Genomic DNA, 22,222 nt, shown 5'->3' with positions numbered 1-22,222 from the left:
TAGGCCTGATTACAAGCCGATAGGAATTCCTCTTGGCTTTTTCTTTTGGCAACCCCAAAGCAGCGACAGCAGAAATCTCTTGTCGTTCCGCCATTTTCCTAAGCTGCAGCAAGGCGGTTTTGCCTGTGAAAAACACGAGAAAACCTAGGTTAAATATTTTTTCTCGAACGAAGCCATTTATCAAACTCCGTCACGAGTAAGACGACCATCCCAGAAGCTGCTGAGATGACCCAGCCGATCAAGGACATGTCCTCAGTATGAAAGGCGCTTTGCATAAATGGAACATAGGTCAATAACAGTTGCAGAACCAGCATCACACCAATGATCACGAATGCTTTTGGATTGGTGAAGGAAGCTTTAGAAAACGCTGGTGCACTTGTACGGATGTTGAACAAATAGAAAATCTTACTCAAGACCACGATATTGACCATCATGGTACTGGCAACGGCTTCGCTGACGCCTTGCAGCAAGAGCCAGTCATGAGCGATCAAACTGATGACTGCCATCAAGATCGATACATACGCCATCTGCCAAATATCGTGGCGATTCAACAATTTATTGCCTGTCTTTCGCGGTGTGCGGTTCATGATCCCAGACTCTGCTGGTTCAAAGATAAACGCAAACTGGATCGTAATAGCAGAAACCATGTTGATCCACAGCAGTTGCGTCGCCTGCAGCGGCAATTCTTTTTGCATCATGATCGTAAAGGCAATGATCAGCCCTTCGGCAAAAGATGTCGGCAACAGAAACAGAATGCTCTTTTTGATGTTGTCATAGATCCTGCGTCCTTCGCGAATCGCTAAGGACATGGTACCGAAATTGTCATCGGTCAAGATCATATCAGCAGAGTCTTTGGCTACATCCGTGCCGCTGATACCCATCGCTACACCGATATCCGCCCGCTTCAACGCAGGGGCATCGTTGACTCCGTCCCCTGTCATCGCCGTGACTTTGCCTTTGGCTTGTAGCGCTCTGATAATGTCCAATTTATTTTTCGGCGTGGTTCGTGCAAAGACTTGATTCGTCAAGGCAGCATCTTGAAATTCAGCTTCACTCATCTGATCCAACTCGGCACCAGTCACGACGTGAATCTCATCCGCTAAGCCAAGCTTTTCCCCAATCGCTTTGGCGGTCAGAGGGTGATCGCCAGTGATCATTTTCACTTGAACACCGGCTTGGTTCATTTCCTTCAGGGAGGCAATCACTTCTTCTCGCGGCGGATCGATGATCCCAGCGATCCCTAGTAATTGCAGCCCTTGCTCAAAAATCGTTTCATCAATGTGATCAATCGAAACTTTCTGATAGCCCACCGCTACCACTCGTTTGCCTTCTGCCGACAAGCGGCGGACATGGTCTGTCCAATAGGCTTCATCAAAAGGCGCCGCTTGTTTTTGCACCATTTCAAACAATTTATCTGGGGAGCCTTTAACAAATAGCAAGCGTTCCCCCGCAGGGTTTGCCACTAGTTTCGCCATGTAGCGGTTGTCCGAATCAAAGGGCAGCATATCCAGCTCTTGGTAAGCAGGTGCTTGCGGATAGGCAAATTGCTTATGATACAGCGTCAAGAAGGAGCCATCTGTTGGTTCCCCATTGATCGTCCAGTGATTTCCTTCTGGCACTAATACCGTATCGTTGGCTTCGTAACCAGCTTCCAAAAACAACTGCAAGGTGTCTTGCGCGTGGACGTCCTCCTGCTTTGGACGAATTTCTCCCACCGGCGCATAGCCGTCACCCGTCACTTCATATTCCTGCTCAGCCAATACGATGTCTTTGACCGTCATTTCATTTTTGGTCAGGGTACCTGTTTTATCCGTCGCGATCACATCCACTGAGCCTAGCGTTTCAACCGCTGGCAGCGTTTTGATGATGGTGTGCTTGTTTTTTGCCATGTCGCTGACACCCATCGCCAAAACCACCGAGGTCGTTGCTGGCAATCCTTCTGGGATCGAGCCGACGATCATGGTGACAACGGCTAAGGATAAGACAGAGATCGCATAGGTCTGCTGGAACAAGCTGACGACAAATAGCAAGACCGCCACGCCCATGATCACATAGGTGATGCCTTTCCCCAGTCCATCAATCTCTTTCATCAACGGCGTTTTTCGTTCTTCCGTTTGATTGACTTCAGCTGAGATTTTCCCGATTTCAGTCGTGACGCCAGTAGCGATCACGATCCCTTTCCCGCTTCCTGACGTCACGGAAGTCGAAGCAAACGCCAAATTCCGTTGTTCCGCTAATGGCGTTGCTTCATCCATTGAGGCATCTGTTATTTTTTCCACCGAATCGGCTTCACCAGTCAAGGCGGATTCTTGGATACGCAAGTTGTCGGCTTCGATGATTCGCAGATCTGCGGGCACATTGTCACCAGCTTCTAGGAATACGACATCCCCTGGAACGACTTCGGCAGCTGGAATATCTTGACGAATCCCATTCCGATAGACCGTGGCTTCTGCTGATAGCATCTCTTTGATCCGTTCTAACGCATCGGAAGCATTCGCTTCTTGGTAATAACCGATCAACGCATTGACCAGCACGACGATGCCAATGATCACGGCATCAGAGAAATGCCCCATCAGCAGCGTTAAGATGGCAGAGAAAATCAAAATGTAGATGATCGTGTTATGGAATTGTCGCAGCAGCAAACGCCACTTGGCGGTTTTTTTGACCGCTAATTGGTTCAATCCGTAGGTTTCTAACCGCTCGGTTACTTGCGCCTCAGTCAACCCTTGATCGATTGACGGCACCTGATACTGTTCGATTGTTTCTGACACTGATAACTGAAACTCTTTTTTATTCATTTTTTTCTTCTTCCTTTTCTTTTTCATTGATGGATAACACAAATAAGCCCCTTATTTAGAAACTGCTCCTAAATAACGCGCTGTTGTTTGTCTCCTATTCAATTAAAAAGTAAGGCAAGTCAAAATAGTGTTTCTGCTCACCGTCACTCGAGTCGCTTGACATTCGTTTACCACCCCCTCTAAAGTTAGCAATAAGCGTAACAAACTATTTTTCCAAAGTCAAGAGTCACCGCTTTCAAAAATGAAAAGTGGCTGGCTTCTTCACAAAAAAAAGCCGCACGCCAACGATTCATTGCCGTACAGCTCCTTCAGTACATTCTCTTCAAGCCCAAAGGCTCGCCTTAAAGCTGATCCAGTGCCTCGCTGATGGGGGTTTCCCCAGCTTGGACTTTGATGACTTTTTGATAAGTTGCTGGACGTTCCAGCATTTCACCTAACAAGACGGCGACATCCTCGATGGGGATCGCACCAGAGGTCGTTTCACTGATCTCGATCAAACTAGAACCTGGCGTTTCTTTCAACGCACCCGGCTGCAAAATCGTATAGTCTAGTGCGGTGTTGTCGATCAGCCAGCGATCAGAGAAAAATTTGGCGATCGTGTAATCCATCAATGACGCCATGCCTTCCCTTTGCCACTGTTCAGGTTCTAAGGCATAGGCTGAGCTAAGGTGGATGTAGCGCTTAATTCCTTTTGCTTCAGCGGCTTGCATCACTTTGACCGCACCATACAGATCAGATTGCAGCAAGTCTTTGCCTCGGGAACCCGCCACGAAGTATACCGCTTCCGCATCTGCGAATTTCGCCGCCATCTCTTCCGGTTCTGTGTGTAAATCAAAGAACACGGGCTTGATCGTCTCCGTTTCTGTGATTTTCTCACTGCTGCGCGCACCAGCATAAACGATGTGTCCTTGTTTTTCTAGAAAGGTGATCAATTTTTGGCCTACTCGTCCAGTAGCACCAACGACAAAAATTTTCATTTTCTTTGCTCCTCTCGTTTCTTTTTCCAACTCTTGCTAGTATCATCGTAGGACAAAAACCAAGATCCAACAACTATTCTGTTTCTAAACGAAGGGGAAAAAAGCACAGCACAAACCAATTCTTGCTGTTTTTCCCCATAGAAACCCATGTTTTTTAAAAAACACCCAAAAAAATGAAAAAAATTTTCTCAAACAATTGACAAAGCGTTGACTCTTTTGTAGACTAGGTAGAAATAATTTAAATATTTAGAAAATTCCAAATAAAGAAAAGGACGGTGGCGTATATGACCCGCACCAATGTTAGCAAACGAATTATTTTATTATTATAGTCGGGACTGTTTGATTTTATACATTCAAAGAGTCCCTATTCACATTGCATCCAAAAAGAAGAACAGCTTCTTGAGATGGAGTGTTTTTTTATACCCATTTTCAAGAAAGCGGCCTTTTGCAAGCTGACACCTTGATGTCAGATAGATCCAAAACGCTCGTTGACCAACTGCTGCCGATTCCCCGCGGTTATGCACTGCACTTATTCTAAAGACCCCTTCTGTTTGGACACTTGATTGGTCAAGCAGAAAAAAGGAAGGATGATTTTTTATTATGAAAACCGTCAACACGATCGCTGCTTTTGTAAACAAGTATTTGATCTACATCATGATTTTATTGATGATCGTCTCTTATTTTTTCCCGCAACCCTTCTTATGGATTCCGCCTCGTACAACGATTCTTTTGAGCATCATCATGTTTTGTATGGGGATGACTCTAAACGTTGCTGCGTTTAAAATGGTCGTCTTACAGCCCAAAGCATTCATCTTAGGGGTGCTTTTCCAGTTCACCATCAGCCCTTTGGTGGCTTACGGCTTAGCGCAGCTGTTTGGTCTTTCTTCCAGTTTGATTATCGGTTTTGTCTTACTAGGCTGCGTTTCTGGTGGAACCGCCAGCAATGTCATGACCTTCATCGGCAAAGGCGATGTCGCCCTCACCGTTTCCATGACCACGGTATCGACCTTGTTAGCGACCGTCGTTACACCCTTTTTGGTTTATGTCTTGGCTGGTCAGTACACCGAGATCTCCTTCTGGGAAATGCTCTTGTCTGTCTTGCAGATGGTGCTTTTGCCAATCATTTTAGGGGTGATCGTCCACAAACTCATTGCCAAGCACATCGAGCGATTTCTGCAATCATTTGTGTTGATTTCTTCCGTCAGTATCTTATTGATCGTTGCAGGAACTGTCGCTCGCAACGGCGCCGTCATCGTCCAATCTGGCTTGATCGTGATTTTCTTAGTCTTGCTCCATAACTTGATCGGCTACGGCGCAGGCTATGGTCTGAGCCGTGTGATGGGCGTCAGTGCCACCCAAGCCAAATCCATCATGTTTCAATTAGGAATGAAAAATACTGGCCTAGCGATCTCGTTAGCCAATGCCCACTTTGCCGCCATTGCTGCAGCCGTTACCCCTGCCGCAGTCGGCATGGTGATCCATCAAATTACCGGACCAATTTTAGCCAATCTCGTGGCCAAGAAAGAAGGAGAAAAGTATGAGTCAAAGTATCTTTTTGCCAAACTACACAATCGGGGCGGACGCCTACGAAAAAGTAAATGACATCGTAAAACCATACGGCACCAATGCCGTGATCATCGGCGGAAAAACCGCCCTTGAAAAAGCTGAAGACAAGATCAAAGCCGCTTTAACGTCAGCAGTCCAAGTGACGGATACCTTGTGGTACGGCGGCAACTCGACCTATGAAAACGTCGATCAGCTGTTCGCTACTCCAAGTGTCCAAGCCGCCGATGTTCTATTCGCCGTTGGTGGCGGCCGCGTCTGCGATACCGTCAAAGTGGTTGGGGAAAAAGCTGGCAAACCAGTCTTCACCTTCCCAACGATTGGCTCCAACTGCTCACCAGTCACCGCGGTTTGTGTCATCTATAAAGAAAACGGCGAGATGCAAGGGTTGTTTTTCCCTTCGCAACCGCCGACCCATGCCTTTATCGACAGTGAGATCATCGCCCAAGCCCCCGACAAGTACTTATGGGCAGGAATCGGCGATGCCCTCTCCAAAGAGATCGAATCGACATTTTCAGCGCGGGGCGATCAGTTAGATTACACCGATGGGTTAGGCATCCAAATCGGCAAAATGTGCACGGAACGCTTATTGCAATACGGCACACAAGCCTTGAAAGACAGTGCCGCCAATCAGCCGTCTTATGCCATTGAGCAAGTCGTCTTGGATATCATCGTAACCACCGGCTTAGTTTCCGTCTTAGTCGTCAATGATTACAACTCCGCCCTTGCTCATTCCTTTTACTACGGAACGACCGTTTTGGAAAAAATGGAAGACTATTTACACGGCGCATCCGTTAGTTACGGCGTTTTGGCCTTGTTGCAGCTCGATCAGCAAGATGCCCTCTTCCAGCGCATCTACGCCTTTATGAAGGAAAACAAACTGCCGGTTTGCCTAGCAGATATGGGCCTTAACGACACCAGCGATCTTGAGGCAATCTTAGACAAAGCAATGACCACCAATGACATCGTCCACGTGCCTTATGAGATCACGCGAGAAATGTTTAAACAGGCAATCCTAGACGTGGAAGCCTATCATGCCAAACAAAACCAAGCAGCATTGGCAGCTGCCAATTAAATGAAACCCTCCAGCAATTCGTTGCTGGAGGGTTTTTGTTTGGCCTTTTTCTCTTCTTCGTACTTGTCCTCCTTCTTCTTTCTCACATGTTAAAAAAATGCAATCGTTTACTTTGATTTATTTTTAAAAACTTATTACTATTTTAGTATAACAAAGGAGGAGATTGGTTTGGAATTGGTTTATTTATCTGGGTTGTTTTTGGTCATTTTCTTGTTGTATTTTCTGGCAAAGAAAAATAATCGAATCAAACAGCTGTTTTCGAAGATCACGATTGCTTTTCTGTTTATTTACTTGGTTTGGCGTTTATTTTTCACGATCCCGATTGATAGTTCTGCTTCACTAGTATTTGGGATTATTCTCTATATTGCGGAAGTCATTGGTTTATTTGTCTATGGCTTTTTTGTTTACCTTTTTTCCAATAAGCTCTCAAAAGAATACCGCTACGAGGGGGATGAAGCAGAAGAATTCTTGCCAAGTGTCGCCGCTTTTATTTGTACTTACAATGAAGACATCAAGCTGGTGATCGCCACCGCACTGGCTGTCAAAGCCTTGAAATACCCCAATAAAAAAATCTATATCTGCGATGATGGCCATCGAGAGGAACTAAAAGAAATGGCCGAGCGAATGAACCTCGGCTATTTGACCCGCGAAGGAAATGCCAATGCTAAAGCTGGGAATATCAACTATGCCTTGTCCCAAACCAGCAGTGACTTGATTTTGCTTCTGGATGCTGACTTTATCGTCAAAAAGAACATTATTTTTGAAGCTGTCGACTATTTCCGCAATCCTAAAGTTGCATTGGTGCAATATCCACAAACATTTTATAACAAAGATCCTTTTCAATTACTGCGCAAATCCATGTACAACGAACAGGAATTATTCATGCGCTTTCTAGAACCCGCACTTTCTCGTGAGAATGCTTTGATCCATATCGGTACCAATGCCATCATTCGCCGCAGTGCCCTTGAAGAGATCGGCGGCGTTCCTACCAGCAGTATCACCGAAGATATGGCGACCGGGATGCTTTTACAAGACGCCGGCTATGAAACGATTTTTATCAATAAAGCCTATGCCTTGGGGATCACTCCTTACACTGCCAAAGAGCTGACCTCACAACGGACTCGGTGGGCGCAAGGAACGAAACAAATTTTTGACCACTTCAAACCGCGCCGCTTAAAAGGGTTGTCGTTCATGCAAAAACTTTGTTATTACAACTCCTATTTGTATTGGTTTACCTCTTTCCAAAAAATCATCTTTTTATTGGCACCAACCTTATTTATGGTTTTTGATATCTTTATCGTCAGAAGCAACAATCACCAATTGTTGCTGTTCTTTTTACCGCCTTTCATTATGATTTCCCTGTCGTTTCGGCTGTATGTCCCTAAGATCAGGAACCTGACAAGTTCCCACATCTATGATTGCTTTGTCGCTCCTATCCACACCGGGGCATTGATCAAAGAATTTATGAAATCACAGAAAAAATTCAACGTGACCAAAAAAGAGATCGTCGGCAGCAACGCCTTTGATTGGCGAACCGTCTTGCCCCACATCATCCTCTTTACTTGGATTTCCTTTGCCTGTCTGGTAGCTGGGTATCGTTTGTACCGAGGAGAAGGGTATGAATTCGGCTATATCGTGACCTTGATTTGGTCGCTCTATAACCTCTATGGCTTGTTTTATGCCATTTTGATCGGGAAAAACCGTTTTATCGAAAGTGATAGTGAAGCCTTGAGTATCGCCATCAATCGTCAGCTTTCTTATGATGCCAAGACGTTCGAGATGTATCAAATGAGTTTCAATGGCTTCCGTGTCCGTACTCATCCCGAGCAAACCTTCATACCAGGTGAAAGTTACGTCTTTTACGATGATAAGCGTCGCTTCACTATCAATTCGATTTGCCTAGAGGATCATGGCTCCTATGTGACTTTTGCCTTTAACAATCTAACACCGCAATCTGCTGAAGAGCTTGCCAGCTACTATAGCGACCAGCTCAATGCTGCCAAACAGTTGGAATTTGATATGGAGGAAGAAGTCGCAGAAATGAACAGTTAGTCCCGCCCCCTTTGTCGCAAGAGACAAGGGGGCTTTATTGATTCCAGACGGCTCCTCAAAGGGCTGTTCCCCATCTAATGATGATTGTCTTCCTTTAGATAACACTCTGGCATTTGCTGCATACTTTTCCAATGATCATTGATTGAAAGAGCCAGAACAGAATCTAGACGATTTCTCGATAGTAAATACTTTTTAAGCCTTTAGAAAATATTAAAGAGTCTGCTTTCCCTATGACCTGATTGAGCTGATGCGCTTGTCACCGCTCACAAATTTGTGAATAAAAGCGCATGAAAAAACAATCCTTGTTATACTTATAAATAACACGAAGCCCTTAGAAAAAGGAGGAATCCTTATGACCCGTTACAAACGATTTCGCTTTGCTCATTTAGTCGCTCTTTTGGTGCTGGGCTTACTCCTCACTGGCTGCAGTGCGGATACGGCACCAATTGAAGAACAACCGACTGCCAACACCGCAACTTCTTCCGAACCAGCAGTTTCCTATGAAACCTTTCCATTGCCACAACCAATCTTAGACGGGGATACCAGTGTGGCGGAAGCTCTCTTCGAGCGGCGCTCGCAACGGGATTTTCAAGATACTGAGCTAACACAAGAACAGTTAGCACAGCTTTTATGGGCCGCTGCCGGTGTCACTACAGAAGATGGTCGCCGCACAGCGCCTTCGGCTGGTGCCTTGTATCCCTTAGACCTCTATGTCGTGGTCACACAGGTAACGGGGCTTGAGCCAGGGCTTTATCTGTATCAACCTGAGCAACATGCCTTAGCAAAAGTTCTTGCCGGCGATTTTCGGACCGCATTGGCGGAAGGTTCGTTGGATCAGCCAGCGATTCAACGGGCACCTGCCACATTGCTTTATACAGTGGTTTATGAACGACTGATCGAGCGCTATGGGGACCGAGGAATCGAACGCTATGCCTATATCGAAGTCGGTCATTCCGCCCAAAACGTCCTTTTGCAGGCCCAAGCGTTAGGCTTAGGCGCTGTGCCGATCGGCGCCTTCACGGATTATGAACTCACAGAGCTGCTGCAGCTGCCAACGGAAAATGAACCCCGCTATTTGATTCCTGTAGGCGTTATTGAGTAACACTGCCGACGAACGAAATCCAATTTTCATGGGACTGATGAACTGCCGTTAGAAAACGGCAACTGGCAAGGTTGATTTTCCCAGAAAAACCAGTAGAATCGAAAAACCACCTGCAAAAACAGCAGGTGGTTTTTCGATGGGCTTACAGTTTGTATGCTCGGACTTCTTCGGGTATTTCTTCTAGCGGCAACTCTTTTACCACCGCTTCGGTGCCTGCTGCCATCGCGGTATCGTAGTACCAGCATTTGTATTTGATCGTATTCATGGTTTCTTGCAAGGCTGCCATTTGCTTTGTGACTTCTTCCAGACGTTCATGAAACAGCTGCTGCCGTTTCTGCAAAGACGCATCGCCTTCCTCGCCCCAATCCAAGAAATTCTTGATGTCTTTGATGGGCATGCCGGTATTCTTCAAACAATCGATCACTTTGATCGTCGCTACTTCTTTTTCTGAAAACACCCGAATGCCGCCATTACTGCGGGCCAACTTCGGAAACATCCCTTCTCGATCGTAATAACGCAGTGTCGAGATGGGGATATTGGTCGTTTGTGATACTTCGCCAATCGAGTAACTCACTTGCATCGCTCCTAAAAAAAATTATATTTATCGCTTGACCTAAACCTAACTTCAGATTCTACAATTAAAATACACCGCAAGCACTGTACTGTCAATCACCTATCGTCTCACAGGTTCACCATTGGCAGTAGCAGGATTCGCTGAAAAAATCATTCACTGGAGGAAATACAAATGACAGAAATCAAAGAGAAAGTTATCGTAATTATGGGGGCCTCTTCAGGAATTGGGGAAGCAACTGCCGTTAAACTAGCCGAGCAAGGGGCAAAAGTAGTGATCGCTGCCCGCCGTGAAGAGCGCATCAAAGCACTGGCTGAAAAATTAGGAGAAAATGTCTTGTATCAAACAGCTGATGTCACCAATCGCGAACAAGTCCAACAAGTCATTGATTTAGCCATGACCTCCTTTGGTCGGATTGATGTCCTTTTTAATAATGCTGGCATCATGCCTCAAGGAAACTTGGCAGAGTTGAACTATGACAGCTGGCAACAAATGCTGGATATCAATATCATGGGGGTATTGAACGGGATCGGCGCTGTGCTGCCCATCATGCAAAAACAACAAGACGGCTTGATCATCGCCACTGACTCAGTTGCCGGACATGTCATTTACCCAGGTTCTGCCGTGTACAACGGGACAAAGTTTGCAGTTCGTGCAATCATGGAAGGCTTGCGCCAAGAAGAACGTGAACATGGCATTCGCTCCACCATCGTCTCTCCAGGAATGGTCTCCACGGAATTGTTTGAAACCGTCGGCAATGCTCAACTAGAAGCAGCCTTGAAAGAAACCTCTCGCGTAGAAGGCAATAGCCTAACACCAGAAGATGTAGCAAATGCAGTGGTTTATGCCATTCAACAGCCCAAACATGTGGCGATCAGCGAAGTCTTGCTACGCCCAGCAAAACAAACCGTTTAAGCTATTTCTACTAGCCCGTGAAACCTGCTTCCGCTTGATGCGGCCGCAGGTTTTTTTGTCGTCAAATCCCGCCGTTTTCCAGGACAAAATTGCTTGGTTTTCTTGTTACACCCACTTGTCCAAAGAATGTAAACCAATCGTTGCTTTATGTAAACGACTACGTTCTGTTGCTACGGGGGAAATTTTTTTATACTTAGTACAAAGCTTCCGTATAAAACGATCAATCAGAAACGAACCTGTCGTTCTCCTCTTATTTACAAATAGCTGACCATGATCGTTTTCCCGCCTTCACCGTTGACTTGCAAGTATTATCAGCTGTCCTCTTTTAGTACTTGCTTTTTATAAAAGAATGGAGTGAGTGTATGAATGTGAAACAGCTACTCATTATTGCCGAGCAACGAAGAAACATCACGAATCAGAAATTGACCTATGCAGAAAACTTCTTGGCGGCCGGCTACTCTGCTGCCGAATTGCTGGCAGACGAAACCTTTCTCGAATTAGAGCGAAGGGAAACCCAACTGATTGCAGAACGCAACGCCATTTTTTACGAAGAAGTCAGCCACAATTAATCCCCCTGTCCAATTGTAGGCGACGAAAAAGCGAAGGCTCAGCAGCACCTTCGCTTTTTTCTGTAATAACTTGAGCTTGCAGTTTTCTATTTAATTCCTTCACCATTTGATTGAATCACTTTTTTGTACCAATAAAAGGACTTTTTCTTATAGCGAGCCAACGAGCCAGTCCCATCGTCATGCTTGTCTACATAAATAAACCCGTAGCGTTTTGCCATTTGTCCAGTTCCTGCTGAAACAAGGTCGATGGGCCCCCAAGAAGTATATCCGATAAGATCAACACCATCTGCAATAGCATCAGCCATTGCCTTAATATGTCTTCGTAAATAGTCGATACGATAATCATCCTCGACTGTATATTCACCATTTTTTTCAATGAGGGTATCCATTGCACCTAACCCATTTTCGACCACCATCAAGGGAATTTCATAGCGTTCATAAATTTGATTTAACGCAATGCGCAATCCTAATGGATCGATTTCCCAGCCCCATTCACTCGCTGTAAGATGCGGATTTTTAACCCCATTGAAAAAATTCCCCGTTTGCTTTTCGGCTTGATCATTTACTTTAGTCACAGTAGAAGATTGGTAGTAAGAAAACGTATAGAAATCAACAGTGCCCTCTTTCAGTACTTCTAAATCTCCTGCTTCGATAGTAAGGTCTATCCCTCTATCTTGCCAAAACTTTTTAGCAAAATATGGATAGCGACCTTTCACTTGAACATCACCACAGTAAAAATTACTGATATTAGTCATCTCTTGTGCAAAACGAATATCCTCTGGATGAGAAGACAACGGATAAATCATTCGATAGGCAATCATACAGCCCATTTGCAAATTTTTGTGTAGACTTTTTGCGTACTTGATCACTCGGGCACTTGCAACGAATTGGTGGTGGAGCGCCTGAAACCGTTGCTGACTGTTATCGATATTTTGTGTATTCAAAAAATCATCAATATCTTTTGGATACATTCCTCTTCCTAAATACGTACCCACCCCTACATCTCTGGATAAAATATTGATTTCATTGAATGTTAGCCAATATTTCACATCATCCTGATAACGATCAATGACCGTCTTGGCGAATCTTTCATACGATTCAATCATTCCTCTGCTTTCCCAGCCATTGAACTGTTTTGTCATTTCTATCGGTGATTCATAATGAGACAATGAGACCATCGGTTCTATCTCGTACTTCTTTAATTCTGCGATCAGATCATCGTAAAACTTTAACCCTTCTTCATTTGGTACTTTCTCTAAACCGGTCGGAAAAATACGAGTCCATGCGATAGAAAAGCGATACAGCTTAAATCCCATTTCTGCAAATAAAGCAATATCCTCTTTGTATCGATGAAAATGATCAATCGCCTCATGACTTGGATAAAAAGCACCTTCTTCAATTTCTGTGGTGATTCGCCGAGGCGTGTTCACATCGCCTCCCAGAAGCAGATCACTGATTGACATTCCTTTGCCGCCCACTTGATACGCTCCTTCTAATTGATTGGCAGCTGTCGCCCCACCCCAATAAAATCCATCTGGAAATTTTGTTTTCATTTTTTCCCCTTCTTTCTTCTAAATAATTGTTACTAATTTATTCGAGTAATCAATCAATTCATCGTGCTCAAAAAATACCGGTTCATTCTGATTGTTCATAAAAATCAAAACAGAAGTTGGATCGTAGCCTTTAGACTTGATAAAATCAATATCAACACGGGCTAGCAACTCACCCGCCTTTACTCGCTGACCTTCCTCAATAAAAAGTTCAAATCCTTCTCCATCCAGTTTCACTGTATCTAATCCAATATGCAGTAACATTTCTAATCCATTATCATGTCGCAACCCGATGGCATGTTTTGTTGGAAAGACAGTCGTTATCGTGCCTTCAATCGGTGAATGGAATTCTCCTGACGCAGGATCGATCGCTAGCCCTGGTCCCATTTGTTCGGTAGCAAAAACCTCGTCAGCTACTTCACTCAGCGGCAAAACGCTGCCACGGACGAAGCCTTGAATCAATGCTTCTTCAGCCGCTGTCCGTTTTTCTGAAGCAATCGGTGAAGGATTCTCCAACGTTTTCATATCTTCTTCAATACTCTCTTCAAAACCAAAAATGACTGTCAAAACAAACGATATCGAAAAAGCTAACGCCAATGTTATGGCTGCTTTTACAATATTAGAGGCATCCTCTTCGAATAATACCGGCAAGGTCAAAAGCCCCGGCGATCCGAATGAATAGCGGACTAGTCCGCTGATCCCCGCATAAAAACCAGCAATTCCACCTGAAATCATCACATAAATCAGTGGTTTTTTCAGTTTCAAGTTAACCCCGTACAGTGCAGGTTCCGTGATACCAGACAGCGCCGTGATACCGCTGGAAAAAGCAATTTGTTTCATCTGTTTATCTTTGGTTTTAACAAATACCCCAAAGGCGGCCCCCGCTTGCGAAATGTTGCTTGCTAACATACCTGGTCCTTGGACGATCTCAAAGCCTACGGTTGAAAAGGAGACTTGCGCAATCGGAGTCAAAGCCGTATGCATACCAACCATTACTAATAAAGGCGTGAAGATGCCCATCAGTGTCGGCACGAGCCATGGAACAGTCACTCGCAGATAATCCACAACAAAGAACAATCCATCTCCAAAAATCGCGCCGATAGGTCCTAAGATCATCAGTGCTAGCGGAGCCATGATGATCACGATGAAAAGCGGTTTCAACATGGTTTTTAGTACACTCGGAATGATCTTTTCAGATAAACGATCAACATAACTCATAACCCAGACGATCAAGATGATTGGGATAACCGTTCCTGAATAAGCGGCTTCACGTATCGGAAGCCCAAACAGCTGCATAGAAACATCCGAGGCAACCAGACTCTGAAATGTTGGATGTAGTAAGACGCCTGTGATCCCCAATGCTAAATAAAGATTGGTTTTGAATTGTCTTGCCGCACTAGCCGCAATTAAAAAAGGCAAAAAGTAAAAGGCGGCATCTCCAATCATATTGATGATTTGATAATTTAAACTTTCTCTACTCAATCCCAAAAGGACCAGTAAAGCTAAAACCGCCCGAATTAAACCAAATCCGATCAATGCTGTAATGATTGGCGCCATTACACCAACAATGTTTTCGACGATTCGTTTCACAAGTCCGTTTTTAGGTGTATCTACAGCTTCAGCACTGTTTTTTTCCGTGATTTTATACTGATTGATTACAGTCGAATAGTAATTTCCTACTTCTCCACCAATCACAAATTGTACTTCATCTCCGGTCAATTTAGTCCCTAGTACTCCTGGAATTTCCTTCGCCTGTGCTTGATTGAATTGCGTGGTATCTTTTAACTGGAAGCGAAGGCGAGTTGCACAATGATAGACCGCGTTAATATTTTTCTCTCCACCGATCGATTGAATGATTTTGTCTACTGATTCTTTCTTTTTATCAACCATTTGGTTCACTCCTCGTTTTGTGATAGTAATAGTCTATTAATATGAATAGCTAAATATGCAATTTCTTCTTCAGTGATTGGTTTCTCATAGATTTCTTCTAAAGTCCGTTTTATTCGCTGACTATAGGCCATCGGTTCTTGATACAGCGTAGAGACTGTCTTTATTAAAACTGCATCATTGTTTAACATCGTGTTCGTTAAATAGCGTTCTGCAAAAAATTTGGCATGTGTAACCAGACGCTCATAGTGCAGACTGTGGCTATCCAATTTTTTCTTCACCAACATTTGTACAGACTTTAAAATATTTGTCACGATTTTTGTGATTTGGATAGCATTAGCATGAATTGCTGAGCGACTATTACCGTTAATGATATGGAAAGTAATGTTCGCTGCTTCTTGTTCGTTCAAAGAAATACCAAGTGCTTTTTCAATAATGGCAACACCTTTTTGAGCAGCCTGAAATTCTTCAGGATAAAATCGTTTGAACTCCCAATACATTGAAGAAGTCATAATGACATTGTCTCTGATCCTCTCGACAGTAAAATAAATATGATCAGTCAGTGAAAAGAGTGTATTAGCAGATAACTCCGTATCTAGATATTTCTCCGCTTCTTGAATGACTTCATACGCTAGCTCGATATACTTTACAGGTACATTGTTCATAAACGTAATCAAGGACTCCATTCGATTATCTTCAATCGGAAGATAGAATTTAGAGATTTTCTCTTCCGAAATCAATTGACCTTTCTTTTGCCGATAACCGATACCCTTGCCAAAAGCAATAACATCTTTGTTGTCTTTCTCAACAATAATAACGTTTACATTCAAAACCTTCTTAATCAAATACATGTATTCTTCTCCTTCCTCCTTTCTAAGCGTAAAAAAAGGCATAATAAAATCAAATCTGCGAATCCTCGCAAAATTGATTTTATTATGCCTTGCCTGCCGTACAGTCACATACACATAAAAAAAATCATTATTTATTTCTTAAATTAATCATAGCATCCAAAAAAAGAAAACGCAATCATTTTTTTAATGTACAAAAAACCGCAAAATAGGTATTTCCCTTCTTTTGCGGTCAGCTTCGAATCTTCAAACTGGTTGACAATAAACTCTTTCAAATGAAAAAACGCGACAAACCTTTCAAAAATTCCGTTATTTCTTCACGATCAGCTGAACGGCTTGATCGATTTTCTGCTTTTGGGTTTCCGTGTCGCTGTCTGGATTTTCCAAACAATTTTTCAAATTCTCAGCGACAATGATCCCCATAATACGGTTAACACTGGAACTGACGGCGGACAATTGCGTGATGACATCGACGCATTCTTTCTCGTCTTCGATCATTTTTTGAATCCCCCGCAACTGGCCTTCGGTTCGTTTTAACCGATTCAAAATATCTTTGTTGCATGCGGTCATCGTTTGATTTCTCCTCTCCATGCTGACATGCCGCCGAGGACATTGGTCACTTGAAACCCTTGCTGGCTCAAAAACTCAGACGCCATTTGCGAACGAGCCCCTGAATGACAGATGACATAGTAGTTTTTATCCTTCTCTAAGTCGCTGATTTGTTCCGTAAGCTCGCTCAACGGTAGGTTTTGTGCTGTTTTGATGTGCCCTTGTGCAAACTCATCAACTTCTCTGACATCAAGGATCTCAAGCGGTTCACGTTTTTCTTTTTGGGTAAATTCGTCCATAGATATGGCTTTAATCATGAATAATCATCTCCGGCTTAATAGTATTATACAACGAAAAGGCACCATCGAGGTTTTGACAATTGATGCCCGCTTGTTTTAAGATGCGTTCGGCAATGTAGCTTCTCAATCCGCTATGACACGTAACGACATACGAAACGCTTGGATCCAATTCAGACAACCGATCCCTCAATTCATCTAACGGAATGTGGAGCGCCTGTTGAAAACGTCCATTATTGGCTAATTCCATCTCTGAACGAACATCCAACAACTGCTTACCGTTTTCTAAGGCATCCGTCAATTCGTGCCACTGAATATTCTCACTGATTCCTTCCGCCAGATTGATCGCTGCATAGCCAATCATATTCACTGGATCTTTGGCTGAGCCAAAAGGCGGTGCATAGGTGAATTCCAGTTCAGGCAAGTCAAAGATCGTTAAGTCGCCTTTGATCGCTGTTGCCAAAATATCGATCCGTTTATCGACCCCTTTGGTTCCGATGCCTTGCGCACCGTAGATTTTTCCAGTGTCAGCATCAAAAATCAGCTTCAAATAAATATCCGTCGCATCAGGATAATACCCAGCATGGTCTTTGCCTGAAAGATGAACCACCTGAGGATTTAGCCCCGCCAGTTTGGCGCTGCGCTCACTTAACCCTGTGGACGCTGCCGCAATATCGAATACGCGCACGATCGCCGTCCCGATACCGCCTTTGTTTTTGCGAGCCAGTCCTCCCAATACATCAGCAACTTGCCGACCTTGGCGATTGGCTGGTGACGCCAGGGAGATCAGCGTGTCTTCGTGGGTGATTTGTTGTTTCACAACGATGGCATCACCCACCGCGTAAATATCTTTCTTGCTGGTTTGGTATTGCTCATCTACTAGGATACCCCCCCGGTGTCCTAATTGGATACCAGCACGTTTCGCCAAATCCGTTTCTGGTTGGACACCAACCGAAAGAATCGTGACATCTGAAGCCAGGATCGTGCCATCTTCCAGAACGATTTCTTGCCCTGCTTTTTCAAAAGCGGTCGCTGACTGCGAGGTCAAAACTTTGACCCCTTGCTTGATCAATTCATTTTTGACATACGCAGCCATTTCTTCGTCCAAAGGTGGCAATACGTGGGGTGCTTTTTCTACGATCGTTACTTCGAGGCCTTTTTTATGTAAATTTTCAGCGACTTCTAAACCAATAAACCCAGCGCCAATGATCGTCGCTTTTTGAGGCTTTTTGTCTTCAAGATGCGCCATAATTTGGTCTAAGTCAGGAACATTGCGCAAAGAAAAGGCGTTGGTTGCTTCTTCTAGCCCTTTGATCGCTGGTACTAGCGGTTTTGCCCCCGGCGATAAAATCAACGCATCATAAGATTCCGTGAAGACCTGTTCGCCATATTTGACCGTGACCGTTTTCTCCTGCGGATCGATCGCCAGTACCTCATGAAAAGGCCGCACATCTAGGTTAAACCGTTTTTTTAATGCCTCAGGTGTTTGGACCAATAGGGCATCTCGCTCTTTGATCTCACCAGAAATAGCATACGGCAGCCCACAATTCGCAAAAGAGACAAAAGGACCTTTTTCAAAAACAATGATCTCCGCTGCTTCTTTAAGCCGACGTAAGCGCGTGGCTGCCGACATTCCCCCTGCTACCCCACCGACAATAACTATTTTTTCCATCATTACTTTCCTCCTTTGGTTGTTCCGCGCCATTGATTCATGCCGCCACGAACGTTGACCACATCAAAACCTTTTTTACTTAGGATTTTGGCTGCTTGTTTGCTTCGCATCCCCGATTGGCAAATGACTGCCAGCTTCTTGTCGCCTTTTTGAGTGAAGCCCGCAATCTTATTTAACGGTACATTTTTCGCATAGGCAATGTGCCCGCTGCGGTACTCCGCCGGCGTGCGTACATCCAGAACCGTCCATTCTTTGGCTCCTTCTTTTTGTAAATCTGCTGTTGACATACTTGGTATGCGTTTAAATAGTGAAAACATTTCTTGCTCCTTTCGTATACCCCTCGGGGTATATTAAACAAGATGTTTTACGATTTGTCAACTAAGTGAATTTCTTTAAGAAAAGAAACTTGCTGTTGCGCTATCCCCCACTCGATACTCTCGACAGCTGCCGGACAGCTACCGATCAAGCAGCGAAAGGCCTGAATCACACATTTCCCTCCCCTCGATCACAATGCTATAATAAAAGAAAAGATATATTGTAAAAATAACACACATCAAATCGTTTACTTAGCAGCTGATCGCTTTGATTATTAAAGATGATTGGCTCCCGCCCTAACCAAGAGCGGACAAAAAAGCGACGCAAGCACCACTTTCCCTTGATTTATCAAGCAGCAAGCCCTGCTTTCTTGGAACCAACGCGGGGTTCGACTATGCTTAAGTCACATCAGCGAAAGGAAGAAAAGATGGAATTTGGCGAAAAAATCAAAGAAGTACGCACAAGAAATAACTTGACCCAAGAACAATTTGCCACTCAACTACACGTGACGAGACAAGCCGTTTCGAACTGGGAAAACAATCGCAATCTACCAGATTTAGAAATGCTGATTGCCATCGCCACGATTTTTCAACTCTCGCTTGATGAATTGATTTTAGGAGGAACTCAAGTGAACAAGATCACTGAAAAACTAATCAAAGACGGCAGCGAGACCCGACGCGCCAAACTCAATTTGATCACTACCTTGATCGGAACATTTTTACTACTTTTCGGCTTTGCCTGCTTCTTCATCAAAGCTAGCTCCGTGGAATACATCGATCAATCCGGCATTTTACATGAAAATTTCTATCTAATCCCCCTAGGATTTTTGTTCCTATTGGCTAGTTTCGTAGTATTTGCAGGAACCGGGCTCAATTATTTTCGAGCTGTTAGAAGAAAATAAATAAGAAGAAGGCATAAAGCGACCCTCGAAAAGCAGATCAAAACCTGACTTTTGCGGGTCGCTTCATTTAAATTTCCTTGTTAAATTGTTTGACTCCAATAAATACTGTACCGATACTTTATCTCCTTACAAAAACCCCTCTATTCTTCTTTCGTTTCACAAATTAATCCCACTACTTATTCCTTAAAATGTTTAAACTATTCACGACCATTCGTCAAGTAATTATGCTTAAAATAGCATAAAAAACCATTCCAATCATTATTTTTGACACAAAAAAATGTCAGATGATAGCCTTGAAATAGAAGGTTATCTCTAAGATGACCTTCTTGCTTTTGGAATAAATAATAAAAAGGAGTGTATGAAATGAAACATCTAAAAGCGTTGGTTGTCAAAGCACTAATGATTTGGGCGATTTTGTGGATTGTGTTGTCAGGAATTTACGATGTCAGTTTTATGGACTCGACGATCGTCGGTGTGATCATTGTGGTGATGATCTATGTGCTAGGCGATTTGGTCATTTTGCGGAAGATCGGTAACATTGCGGCAACGATCGCAGATGCCGGCGCAGCAGCCCTTATCCTATGGCTGTATCTGACTTATATGGACTATACAAATGACATCTGGATGTTAGTATTGATCCCAGCAGTATTGATCGGTGCGGCAGAATGGTTCTTCCACATCTGGTTGTTAAAAGCAGACATCGTGCCAGATGAACGGAAAATAAAATAATTTTGTTGATTGCTAGAATCGAACGCAGACTCTTGTTCTGTGTTCGATTTTTTTTGTTTACAAGATCGGCTATTGAAAAGCGACGCATCTTCTTGTTCCATATGCTTTCTATAATCACGGACGCTTGCAAAGATTTCTGGTTAGCTGTTGCAATCGCCAAATTTGAATAAATCCCATCTTTCCTTTACTATAAACGAAATCCGATCGTTTTTTTGCACGGTTATACTATCAAGGAGGTTTGTATGGCAATTCATGTGATGTGGTTTAGAAAGGATCTACGCTTAGAGGACAACACGGCACTTACTGAGGCGCTTGCGTCTCTTCAAGCAAACGACCAATTGTTGTGTGTGTTTCATCTCAATGACAAGCAGTTTCTCCCCGATGCACCAAGCCATGATTACTTTTTTAGCGCGGTTGCTCACTTTATCGAGGCTGCCAAAAAGCAAAATCTGACGATCCACCTCTTGACGGGGACTTTGACAGAAGCCTTTGATCAGTTGTTCGCTTGCTATCCAGAATGGAGCCAGCTTTACTTCAACTTTGATAACCGTGGATATGGTCGTAAACGCGATCTCTACATAACAGAATTGGTCGAGCAAAAAGGCATCACCGTTCATTCTTTTGAAGACCATCATCTGCATCAACCAACGGAAGTCACCAAAGAGGATGGGACATACTACAAAAAATTTACGCCCTATTATAAGAAATGGATCCAGTTGCCCAAACCGGTGTATCAAAAGCATGCCCTTGATTTTGAAAAAGCCGCTCATTTTAATGATGCCCCTCACTTCAAAGCAGGGACAATGCTGCTAGCTGAGCTGATAAAAAATAGAAAGACTGATTTCTCAACGATCGTTGGGGAAGACTATGCGCATAAGCAATTGCAGGCATTTGTGCAAAAGCGTTTGGCTGCCTATGAAAAAGACCGTGATATCCCTTCAATCAAAGGAACCAGTCGTCTATCCCCTTTCTTGTCTTTTGGACAAATCTCTATTCGGAAGGTTTGGGCCGCTTGCCAAGAAATGCCATCCAGCACTGGCAAAGCGACCTTTTTAAAAGAACTGGCTTGGCGAGATTTTTATCATATGATCTACTTCACTCATCCAGAACAAAAAAACTATGAACTCATTGAGAAATATCGAAACATGGATTGGCAAAAAGATGAAGAGGCGCTAAACAAATGGCAAGCAGGACAAACCGGCTATCCGATCATTGATGCCGCGATGCGGCAGCTGAATCAGACCGGTTGGATGCATAACCGTCTACGGATGATCGTCGCTTCCTTTCTAACCAAAGATTTACTGATCGATTGGCGGCAAGGAGAAGCCTATTTTGCTCGACAATTGATCGACTACGACGCTGCCAGCAATATCGGCGGCTGGCAGTGGGCAGCTTCGACCGGCACCGATGCAGTTCCTTACTTTCGAATTTTCAACCCCATCACTCAGGGGAAAAAATTCGACAAAGATGGGACGTTCATCAAACAATTTGTTCCCGAACTCGCCCAGTTGCCACTAAAATTCGTCCACGAACCTTACCTGATGACTAACCAAGAACAAGCCGACCTACAAATAGTTTTAGGCACCGACTATCCGTTGCCTATAGTCGACCATAACGAAGCCAGGAAAAGAGCCCTCGATTTGTATAGTAAAATCGAACCATAAAAAGCTGCCATGGACTGCTCTCAAGCATTTTCGGTAGAAAAAAACCAGCAAAGACGGTCTCTTACGGAGCGTCTTTGCTGGTTTTTTATGAAACTGGTGCGCCCTCTTTCGCCTTTCTATAGTGAAAAAACAAACGGCACGTCTCATCAAGCTGTCTGTTGCTGGGCATACATAAAAGAAGCATTTTCC

Annotated in this window: 20 protein-coding genes; 9 read left to right on the top strand and 11 right to left on the bottom strand. The window is 43.9% G+C overall.

Annotation, left to right across the window (positions count from 1 at the left end; genetic code table 11):
- Window positions 1-149: 149 nt before the first annotated feature.
- Both Q1X33_RS10135 and Q1X33_RS10130 read right to left on the bottom strand, forming a co-directional pair.
- Window positions 150-2,798: an HAD-IC family P-type ATPase gene (locus tag Q1X33_RS10135; protein WP_005230611.1), complete on the bottom strand. Its 2,649-nt coding sequence runs from the start codon at window positions 2,796-2,798 to the stop codon at window positions 150-152.
- A 341-nt stretch (window positions 2,799-3,139) separates the two neighbouring features.
- The gene (locus tag Q1X33_RS10130) at window positions 3,140-3,775 is read right to left on the bottom strand and encodes an NAD(P)H-binding protein (protein WP_005230609.1); all 636 of its coding nucleotides are present in this window, start codon (window positions 3,773-3,775) and stop codon (window positions 3,140-3,142) included.
- Between the two features lie 600 nt (window positions 3,776-4,375).
- On the opposite strand from Q1X33_RS10130, the gene Q1X33_RS10125 reads away from it, so the two are divergent.
- From Q1X33_RS10125 to Q1X33_RS10110, 4 genes are all read left to right on the top strand, one after another.
- On the top strand, window positions 4,376-5,377 hold the full coding sequence (locus Q1X33_RS10125) for a bile acid:sodium symporter family protein (RefSeq protein WP_005230603.1): 1,002 nt from the start codon (window positions 4,376-4,378) through the stop codon (window positions 5,375-5,377).
- Window positions 5,313-6,413: an iron-containing alcohol dehydrogenase family protein gene (locus tag Q1X33_RS10120; protein ID WP_005230601.1), complete on the top strand. Its 1,101-nt coding sequence runs from the start codon at window positions 5,313-5,315 to the stop codon at window positions 6,411-6,413. The genes Q1X33_RS10125 and Q1X33_RS10120 overlap by 65 nt, the downstream gene beginning before the upstream one ends.
- Before the next feature lie 168 nt (window positions 6,414-6,581).
- Window positions 6,582-8,465 (top strand): glycosyltransferase family 2 protein, encoded by a 1,884-nt coding sequence (locus Q1X33_RS10115; RefSeq protein ID WP_005230599.1) that lies wholly within the window; start codon window positions 6,582-6,584, stop codon window positions 8,463-8,465.
- Between the two features lie 352 nt (window positions 8,466-8,817).
- Window positions 8,818-9,567 (top strand): SagB/ThcOx family dehydrogenase, encoded by a 750-nt coding sequence (locus Q1X33_RS10110; protein ID WP_005231944.1) that lies wholly within the window; start codon window positions 8,818-8,820, stop codon window positions 9,565-9,567.
- 142 nt (window positions 9,568-9,709) lie between these two features.
- Here the strand turns inward: Q1X33_RS10110 and Q1X33_RS10105 are convergent, their stop codons facing one another.
- Window positions 9,710-10,147, bottom strand: coding sequence for a MerR family transcriptional regulator (locus Q1X33_RS10105; RefSeq protein WP_005230594.1), 438 nt, complete (start codon window positions 10,145-10,147; stop codon window positions 9,710-9,712).
- 165 nt (window positions 10,148-10,312) lie between these two features.
- Here Q1X33_RS10105 and Q1X33_RS10100 point away from each other — a divergent pair, with 165 nt between their 5' ends.
- Window positions 10,313-11,053 carry an SDR family oxidoreductase gene (locus tag Q1X33_RS10100; protein ID WP_005230592.1) on the top strand — a complete coding sequence of 247 codons (741 nt, stop codon included), beginning with the start codon at window positions 10,313-10,315 and terminating at the stop codon, window positions 11,051-11,053.
- A 362-nt stretch (window positions 11,054-11,415) separates the two neighbouring features.
- Window positions 11,416-11,622, top strand: a complete 207-nt coding sequence (locus Q1X33_RS10095; RefSeq protein ID WP_005230591.1) for a hypothetical protein — start codon at window positions 11,416-11,418, stop codon at window positions 11,620-11,622.
- Window positions 11,623-11,708: 86 nt separating this feature from the next.
- On the opposite strand, the gene Q1X33_RS10090 is transcribed toward Q1X33_RS10095, so the two are convergent.
- The 8 genes from Q1X33_RS10090 to Q1X33_RS10055 all read right to left on the bottom strand — a co-directional run bounded on the left by Q1X33_RS10090 (window position 11,709) and on the right by Q1X33_RS10055 (window position 18,911).
- Window positions 11,709-13,175, bottom strand: coding sequence for a glycoside hydrolase family 1 protein (locus Q1X33_RS10090; protein WP_301969659.1), 1,467 nt, complete (start codon window positions 13,173-13,175; stop codon window positions 11,709-11,711).
- An 18-nt stretch (window positions 13,176-13,193) separates the two neighbouring features.
- Entirely contained in the window at window positions 13,194-15,062 is a 1,869-nt protein-coding gene (locus tag Q1X33_RS10085; RefSeq protein WP_301969658.1) for a beta-glucoside-specific PTS transporter subunit IIABC, read from the bottom strand.
- A 5-nt stretch (window positions 15,063-15,067) separates the two neighbouring features.
- Complete coding sequence (locus tag Q1X33_RS10080) at window positions 15,068-15,910, bottom strand: PRD domain-containing protein (protein WP_005230588.1); 843 nt, start codon at window positions 15,908-15,910, stop codon at window positions 15,068-15,070.
- 306 nt (window positions 15,911-16,216) lie between these two features.
- Entirely contained in the window at window positions 16,217-16,477 is a 261-nt protein-coding gene (locus Q1X33_RS10075; protein ID WP_005230585.1) for a metal-sensitive transcriptional regulator, read from the bottom strand.
- Window positions 16,474-16,773: a rhodanese-like domain-containing protein gene (locus Q1X33_RS10070; protein ID WP_060791880.1), complete on the bottom strand. Its 300-nt coding sequence runs from the start codon at window positions 16,771-16,773 to the stop codon at window positions 16,474-16,476. Before Q1X33_RS10070 ends, Q1X33_RS10075 begins: the two co-directional genes overlap by 4 nt.
- The gene (locus Q1X33_RS10065) at window positions 16,766-18,424 is read right to left on the bottom strand and encodes an FAD-dependent oxidoreductase (protein WP_005230581.1); all 1,659 of its coding nucleotides are present in this window, start codon (window positions 18,422-18,424) and stop codon (window positions 16,766-16,768) included. Before Q1X33_RS10065 ends, Q1X33_RS10070 begins: the two co-directional genes overlap by 8 nt.
- A 2-nt stretch (window positions 18,425-18,426) precedes the next feature.
- Window positions 18,427-18,741 carry a rhodanese-like domain-containing protein gene (locus Q1X33_RS10060; protein ID WP_005230579.1) on the bottom strand — a complete coding sequence of 105 codons (315 nt, stop codon included), beginning with the start codon at window positions 18,739-18,741 and terminating at the stop codon, window positions 18,427-18,429.
- Between the two features lie 47 nt (window positions 18,742-18,788).
- Window positions 18,789-18,911, bottom strand: coding sequence for a hypothetical protein (locus tag Q1X33_RS10055; protein WP_255209316.1), 123 nt, complete (start codon window positions 18,909-18,911; stop codon window positions 18,789-18,791).
- Between the two features lie 255 nt (window positions 18,912-19,166).
- Between Q1X33_RS10055 and Q1X33_RS10050 the strand changes: the two genes are divergently transcribed.
- The 3 genes from Q1X33_RS10050 (at window position 19,167) to Q1X33_RS10040 (ending at window position 22,033) form a co-directional block, all read left to right on the top strand.
- The gene (locus Q1X33_RS10050) at window positions 19,167-19,640 is read left to right on the top strand and encodes a DUF3955 domain-containing protein (protein ID WP_050759621.1); all 474 of its coding nucleotides are present in this window, start codon (window positions 19,167-19,169) and stop codon (window positions 19,638-19,640) included.
- A 363-nt stretch (window positions 19,641-20,003) separates the two neighbouring features.
- A complete protein-coding gene (locus Q1X33_RS10045; protein ID WP_005230569.1) occupies window positions 20,004-20,369 on the top strand; it encodes a DUF2512 family protein in 366 nt (121 codons plus the stop codon).
- A gap of 242 nt (window positions 20,370-20,611) precedes the next feature.
- Window positions 20,612-22,033 carry a deoxyribodipyrimidine photo-lyase gene (locus Q1X33_RS10040; protein ID WP_034869476.1) on the top strand — a complete coding sequence of 474 codons (1,422 nt, stop codon included), beginning with the start codon at window positions 20,612-20,614 and terminating at the stop codon, window positions 22,031-22,033.
- Window positions 22,034-22,222 lie beyond the last annotated feature (189 nt).

It is taken from the genome of Enterococcus sp. B2E4 (assembly GCF_030499455.1).
Classification (GTDB): domain Bacteria; phylum Bacillota; class Bacilli; order Lactobacillales; family Enterococcaceae; genus Enterococcus_D; species Enterococcus_D casseliflavus.
Note: the sequence above shows the minus strand (reverse complement) of the source record. Positions and strands in the feature narration are given on the sequence as shown.

What these genes read in the sequence shown, in the direction of transcription:
- Q1X33_RS10090 (WP_301969659.1), bottom strand. Translation starts at nt 13,175, where the DNA reads ATGAAAACAAAATTTCCAGATGGATTTTATTGGGGTGGGGCGACAGCT.
- Q1X33_RS10120 (WP_005230601.1), top strand. Translation starts at nt 5,313, where the DNA reads ATGAGTCAAAGTATCTTTTTGCCAAACTACACAATCGGGGCGGACGCC.
- Q1X33_RS10060 (WP_005230579.1), bottom strand. Translation starts at nt 18,741, where the DNA reads ATGTTTTCACTATTTAAACGCATACCAAGTATGTCAACAGCAGATTTA.
- Q1X33_RS10100 (WP_005230592.1), top strand. Translation starts at nt 10,313, where the DNA reads ATGACAGAAATCAAAGAGAAAGTTATCGTAATTATGGGGGCCTCTTCA.
- Q1X33_RS10135 (WP_005230611.1), bottom strand. Translation starts at nt 2,798, where the DNA reads ATGAATAAAAAAGAGTTTCAGTTATCAGTGTCAGAAACAATCGAACAG.
- Q1X33_RS10070 (WP_060791880.1), bottom strand. Translation starts at nt 16,773, where the DNA reads ATGATTAAAGCCATATCTATGGACGAATTTACCCAAAAAGAAAAACGT.
- Q1X33_RS10080 (WP_005230588.1), bottom strand. Translation starts at nt 15,910, where the DNA reads ATGTATTTGATTAAGAAGGTTTTGAATGTAAACGTTATTATTGTTGAG.
- Q1X33_RS10040 (WP_034869476.1), top strand. Translation starts at nt 20,612, where the DNA reads ATGGCAATTCATGTGATGTGGTTTAGAAAGGATCTACGCTTAGAGGAC.
- Q1X33_RS10065 (WP_005230581.1), bottom strand. Translation starts at nt 18,424, where the DNA reads ATGGAAAAAATAGTTATTGTCGGTGGGGTAGCAGGGGGAATGTCGGCA.
- Q1X33_RS10045 (WP_005230569.1), top strand. Translation starts at nt 20,004, where the DNA reads ATGAAACATCTAAAAGCGTTGGTTGTCAAAGCACTAATGATTTGGGCG.
- Q1X33_RS10050 (WP_050759621.1), top strand. Translation starts at nt 19,167, where the DNA reads ATGGAATTTGGCGAAAAAATCAAAGAAGTACGCACAAGAAATAACTTG.
- Q1X33_RS10125 (WP_005230603.1), top strand. Translation starts at nt 4,376, where the DNA reads ATGAAAACCGTCAACACGATCGCTGCTTTTGTAAACAAGTATTTGATC.
- Q1X33_RS10130 (WP_005230609.1), bottom strand. Translation starts at nt 3,775, where the DNA reads ATGAAAATTTTTGTCGTTGGTGCTACTGGACGAGTAGGCCAAAAATTG.
- Q1X33_RS10105 (WP_005230594.1), bottom strand. Translation starts at nt 10,147, where the DNA reads ATGCAAGTGAGTTACTCGATTGGCGAAGTATCACAAACGACCAATATC.
- Q1X33_RS10085 (WP_301969658.1), bottom strand. Translation starts at nt 15,062, where the DNA reads ATGGTTGATAAAAAGAAAGAATCAGTAGACAAAATCATTCAATCGATC.
- Q1X33_RS10110 (WP_005231944.1), top strand. Translation starts at nt 8,818, where the DNA reads ATGACCCGTTACAAACGATTTCGCTTTGCTCATTTAGTCGCTCTTTTG.
- Q1X33_RS10075 (WP_005230585.1), bottom strand. Translation starts at nt 16,477, where the DNA reads ATGACCGCATGCAACAAAGATATTTTGAATCGGTTAAAACGAACCGAA.
- Q1X33_RS10095 (WP_005230591.1), top strand. Translation starts at nt 11,416, where the DNA reads ATGAATGTGAAACAGCTACTCATTATTGCCGAGCAACGAAGAAACATC.